This is a genomic window from Micromonospora sp. I033 (genome assembly GCF_053890995.1).
This window is the reverse complement of the sequence record NZ_JBSSLX010000333.1, coordinates 1-4141: the sequence shown is the minus strand read 5'-3', so window position 1 is coordinate 4141 and position 4141 is coordinate 1. Positions and strand designations below refer to the sequence as shown.

Annotated in this window: 7 protein-coding genes; 3 read left to right on the top strand and 4 right to left on the bottom strand. The window is 77.1% G+C overall.

Annotated elements, in window-relative coordinates; all coding sequences use genetic code 11:
• The 3 genes from rnhA to ACW0Q9_RS29530 all read left to right on the top strand — a co-directional run.
• Positions 1 to 466, top strand: a 466-nt coding sequence (gene rnhA / locus ACW0Q9_RS29540) for a ribonuclease HI (protein WP_456186894.1), incomplete at its 5' end; no start/stop codon positions are given.
• Positions 467 to 551: 85 nt separating this feature from the next.
• On the top strand, positions 552 to 1775 hold the full coding sequence (locus ACW0Q9_RS29535) for a cytochrome P450 (protein ID WP_456186892.1): 1224 nt from the start codon (positions 552 to 554) through the stop codon (positions 1773 to 1775).
• On the top strand, positions 1772 to 2041 hold the full coding sequence (locus tag ACW0Q9_RS29530) for a ferredoxin (RefSeq protein WP_456186890.1): 270 nt from the start codon (positions 1772 to 1774) through the stop codon (positions 2039 to 2041). The genes ACW0Q9_RS29535 and ACW0Q9_RS29530 overlap by 4 nt, the downstream gene beginning before the upstream one ends.
• Before the next feature lie 48 nt (positions 2042 to 2089).
• On the opposite strand, the gene ACW0Q9_RS29525 is transcribed toward ACW0Q9_RS29530, so the two are convergent.
• From ACW0Q9_RS29525 to ACW0Q9_RS29510, 4 genes are all read right to left on the bottom strand, one after another.
• Complete coding sequence (locus ACW0Q9_RS29525; RefSeq protein WP_456186888.1) at positions 2090 to 2350, bottom strand: hypothetical protein; 261 nt, start codon at positions 2348 to 2350, stop codon at positions 2090 to 2092.
• Positions 2351 to 2386: 36 nt separating this feature from the next.
• On the bottom strand, positions 2387 to 2623 hold the full coding sequence (locus ACW0Q9_RS29520; protein ID WP_456186886.1) for a preprotein translocase YidC: 237 nt from the start codon (positions 2621 to 2623) through the stop codon (positions 2387 to 2389).
• A 184-nt stretch (positions 2624 to 2807) separates the two neighbouring features.
• Positions 2808 to 3740, bottom strand: a complete 933-nt coding sequence (locus tag ACW0Q9_RS29515; protein ID WP_456186884.1) for a pentapeptide repeat-containing protein — start codon at positions 3738 to 3740, stop codon at positions 2808 to 2810.
• A 152-nt stretch (positions 3741 to 3892) separates the two neighbouring features.
• Positions 3893 to 4141, bottom strand: a 249-nt coding sequence (locus tag ACW0Q9_RS29510) for an SSI family serine proteinase inhibitor (protein ID WP_456186882.1), incomplete at its 5' end; no start/stop codon positions are given.

The window sequence follows — 4141 nt, the reverse complement described above, 5'->3', positions numbered from 1 at the left end:
GGCGACCGGCGGGGACCTGGGGATCTGGACCGGCGGGGGGTGCAGCGGCAATCCGGGCCCCGGCGGCTGGGGCGTGCTGCTGCGCTGGGGCGGGCACGAGCGCGAGCTGTGCGGTGGGGAGGCCGCCCCGACCACGAACAACCGGATGGAGCTGAGCGCCGCGATCCGGGCGTTGGAGAGCCTGACCCGCCCGGTCACCGTGCGGCTGCACACCGACAGCACGTACGTGCGCAACGGCATCACCGGCTGGCTGGCCTCGTGGAAGCGCAACGGCTGGCTGACCGCGGCGAAGCAGCCGGTGAAGAACGCCGACCTGTGGCAGCGGCTGGAGGCGGCCTGCGCCCGGCACGACGTGACCTGGCTCTGGGTGAAGGGCCACAACGGACACCCGGAGAACGAGCGGGCCGACGCGCTGGCCAACCGGGGGATGGCCGAGGCGCGGGCGGCGGCCACCGTCGCCCGTTGACCCGCGCGGGTTGTGTCGACTCCGGTCGATGGGTAACGTAGCGGATCGATGTCGTCACGGACAGTCGCCCTCCGGAGGTGTCCGCGTGACCGTTGCGCCCCTCACCGACCTGCCGCTCTGGCCCCCGACCAACCTCGACCGTGACCCGCTCGTCCCGCTCGACGCGGGGGAACGGCGCCGGTTCGCCGGCCCGGTCACCCGGGTCCGGCTCCCCACCGACGCGACGGCCTGGCTGGTCACCCGGCACGCCGACGTGAAGCAGCTGCTGCGCCATCCCGGCTTCAGCGCCGACCTGACCCGACCGGGCTTTCCGCTGTTGCGCCGGATCCCGCCCGGCGCGTTCGGCGACCGCCGCGGCGGGTTCATCCGGATGGACGGCGCCGAGCACGCCCGGCTGCGCCGGATGCTCACCGCCGAATTCATGATCAGGAACGTGCGTCGGATCGAGCCGCTGATCCGGCAGACCGTGGACCGGGCGCTGGACGAGCTGCACGCCGCCGGCCCACCCGCCGACCTGGTCACGCACGTCGCGCTGCCGGTGCCGTCGATGGTGATCTGCCACCTGCTCGGCGTCCCGTACGCCGACCACGACTTCTTCCAGGAGCGCAGCCGGACGCTTATCGACCGGGACGCCCCGCCGGAGCTGGTCCAGCGGCACGTGCGGGAGCTGCGCGACTACCTGCACCGGCTGGTCGAGGCGAAGGTGGCCGCCGGGGAGCGCGGCGACGACCTGCTCAGCCGGCTGGCCCGGGACCGGGTGGACACCGGGGAACTGGCCGTCGACGAGTTGGTCGGCATGGCCGTGCTGCTGCTCATCGCGGGCCACGAGACCACCGCCAACATGATCGGGTTGAGCACCCTGCTGCTGCTCCGCCACCCCGCCCGGTACGCCGCGCTGCGCGACGACCCCGGCCACGCCGACGGCCTGGTCGAGGAGCTGCTGCGCTACCTGAGCATCGTGCGCACCGGCCTGCCCCGCCTGGCCACCGAGGACGTCGAGGTCGGCGGGCGGCTGATCCGGGCCGGGGAGGGGGCGATCGCCGTGCTCTCGCTGGCCAACCGCGACCAGGCGGCCTTCGACCGGCCGAACGAGTTCGACCCCTACCGGGCGGCGCAGCAGCACGTCGCGTTCGGCTTCGGGGTGCACCAGTGCATCGGCCAGCCCCTCGCCCGCGCGGAGCTGCGGATCGCCCTGGTGGAGCTGGCCCGCCGGTTTCCCCGGCTGCGGCCGGCCGCCACGGAGGGGCGGCTGCCGACCCGGGACAGCTCGGTCGTCTACGGCCTCGACGCGCTGCCGGTGACCTGGTGAACGGGGCGGTGCGGGTGGGCGTCGACCGGGGCCGCTGCTGCGGGGCGGGCAACTGCGTGATGACCGCGCCCGAGGTCTTCGACCAGGACGACGAGGACGGTCTCGTCCTGCTGCGCCGCACCGAGCCGCCGGCCGACGCGGTGGACCGGGTGCGGCTCGCGGTGGAGCTCTGCCCGGCCGGGGCGATCACCGTCACGCCCCGGCCGGACCCGGATCACTCCCCGCCGGCCGGGTCGCCGGCGCCGCAGGCGTCCGCGACGTCGTGACCGGTCCGGCTCGTCCGCCGGGCCGAGCGGCGGGCCGCGGGGGTTCGCTCACCGCTCCGGGCGGCCCTCCTCGATCTCCTCCGGCTCGTTGGCCGGGTCGGCGGTGCCGGAGACCTCGGCCACGTCGTAGCCGGCCCGGCTGACCTCCCGGGCGGAGCGGTGCTCCTCGGCCGGCAGGTCGGCGAAGTCGTCGCCGGTGTCGTCGGTGGTGTGCAGGGACTCGCCCGGCGGGCGCAGCGACGCCTCGTACGCGGTCGCGCCGTCGGGCTCGTCCGTGGTGGCGCGGCCGAAGGACTGTTCACTCGTCATGTCGCACTCCTGCCCGCCCCGGCCGGGGGCAAACGCTCAGCGGGCCGCGTCCGGGTGCGTCGGCATGGAGGAGCCGCCCGAGCTGCTGCCGGAAGCCCCGCCGGCCACGCCGGAACCGTCGTCCTCGGTCACCTCGTCCGGTTTCGGCGCACCCGGCTCCGGCGCCGGCACGTCGGTGTCCGCCGGCACCTGGACCAACCGGGCCTGGCCGGCCTCGTCCTCCGCGTGCGCCGGATCGACCGGCTGCCTGCCCTGCCGTGTCTCGTACTTCACCGGTCCGCCTCCCGTCCGTCGCCACGGTGACGCCGCCTACCCGGCCCGGTCGCGCCGAAACCCGGCCGCCCGCACCGGAGCGCGGCGGGCCCCCGCTGCCGTCACCGACGGGAGGCACGTCGTCCGGGGCGGGGCCACCGCCGGCGCGCCCGGAGCTTGTCCGCCGGGTCCGAGCGTGGCGCGGTCAGCGGCGGCGTCGGCCGCCGGCGCGTCCGCCGGTGGGGCGCCCACCCGCCGACCGGTCACCGGAGGGCCGCGCGCCGCCGGGCGACCCGACCGGGGTGACGGTCAACGTCCAGTGCGCCGGGCGGCGCAGGCCGGGCGGCAGCGTGGTGCGGTGGTCGCCGCGGGCCGCGTCGAGCTGGGACTGGTGCACGAACAGGCAGTCGCCGAGGTCGGCCCCGCGCAGGTCCGCGCCGCGCAGGTCCGCCCCGGTCAGGTCGGCCGCGCCGAGGTCCACCCCGCGCAGGTCCGCGCCGATGAGGCAGGCGCCGCGCAGGTTCGCGCCGGCCAGCCCCGCCCGCCGCAGGTCGACGCCGATCAGCACCGCGCCCCGCCGGTCCACGCCGGCCCGGCCGGCCCGGGCCTGCTCGCCGGCCCGGGACAGCAGCCGGTTGACCCGCTCCCGCTGCGCGTCCACGTCGAGGGCCAGCAGCTCCTCGGGGGTGCCGTCGGTGAGCCGGCCGGTCTCGGCGAGGGCGGCGGCCAGCTCCTCGCGCAGCGTGCCGGGCGGGGTCAGCGCCAGGGCCTCGGTCAGGTACCAGAGCAGCTCGTGCAGCGGCCGCATCACCGCGAAGGTGTCGAACATCCGCCGCGCCGTGGCCGGGTCGTCCCGCCAGTCCCGCCCGCCGAAGGTGCCCTGGGCGACGTGCTGGCCGGCGCCGAAGCAGTCGAAGACGGTGCAGCCGGGGAAGCCACGCTGCCGCAGGTCCCGGTGGATGCCGCAGCGGGAGTCGGCGCCCAGGTTCGGGCAGGGCTGCCCGGCGGGCTTGTCGACGGCGAAGTCGGCGGAGGAGGCGAACGCGGGCGCGACGCAGCAGATCCCGAAGCAGCGCGCGCAGTCGGCGCGCAGCTCCCGGGCGCCGCCCGCCACCTGCTGGTCCACCGCCTCGGACACGCCGCCCGGCCTCCCGCCCGTCACCGCCGGGCGCGGCCCTCGCGCCCGCCGCCATTCTCCGCCCGAGGCCGTCCGGTCCGGCCGCCGGGGCGCGGCCGTGTGACGGACCGCCGGAGCGGCGCCCGCCCGTGGGCGGGCGCCGGCCCCCGGGCTCAGAAGTCGAACAGCACGTCGGTGCCACGCCGCAGGTGGCACCCGTTGTCGAAGGTCCGGGTGTACGCGACCGGCCGGTCCTGCCAGAAGCCCACGGCGCGGGCGGTGACCGGGGCGTACTCCCGGGTGCACGGGCCGGGCTGCACCTCGAGCGCGTCGAGGTGGCCGTCGACGCGGGCGACGAGCCGGCACGCGGTCGCCGGGTCGGGGTGCAGCCCGCCGGCGGGGCCGCAGACCAGCACGGTGGC

Excerpts from the sequence above, each read along its gene's own strand:
- ACW0Q9_RS29525 (WP_456186888.1), bottom strand. The coding sequence starts at position 2,350 with ATGACGAGTGAACAGTCCTTCGGCCGCGCCACCACGGACGAGCCCGAC.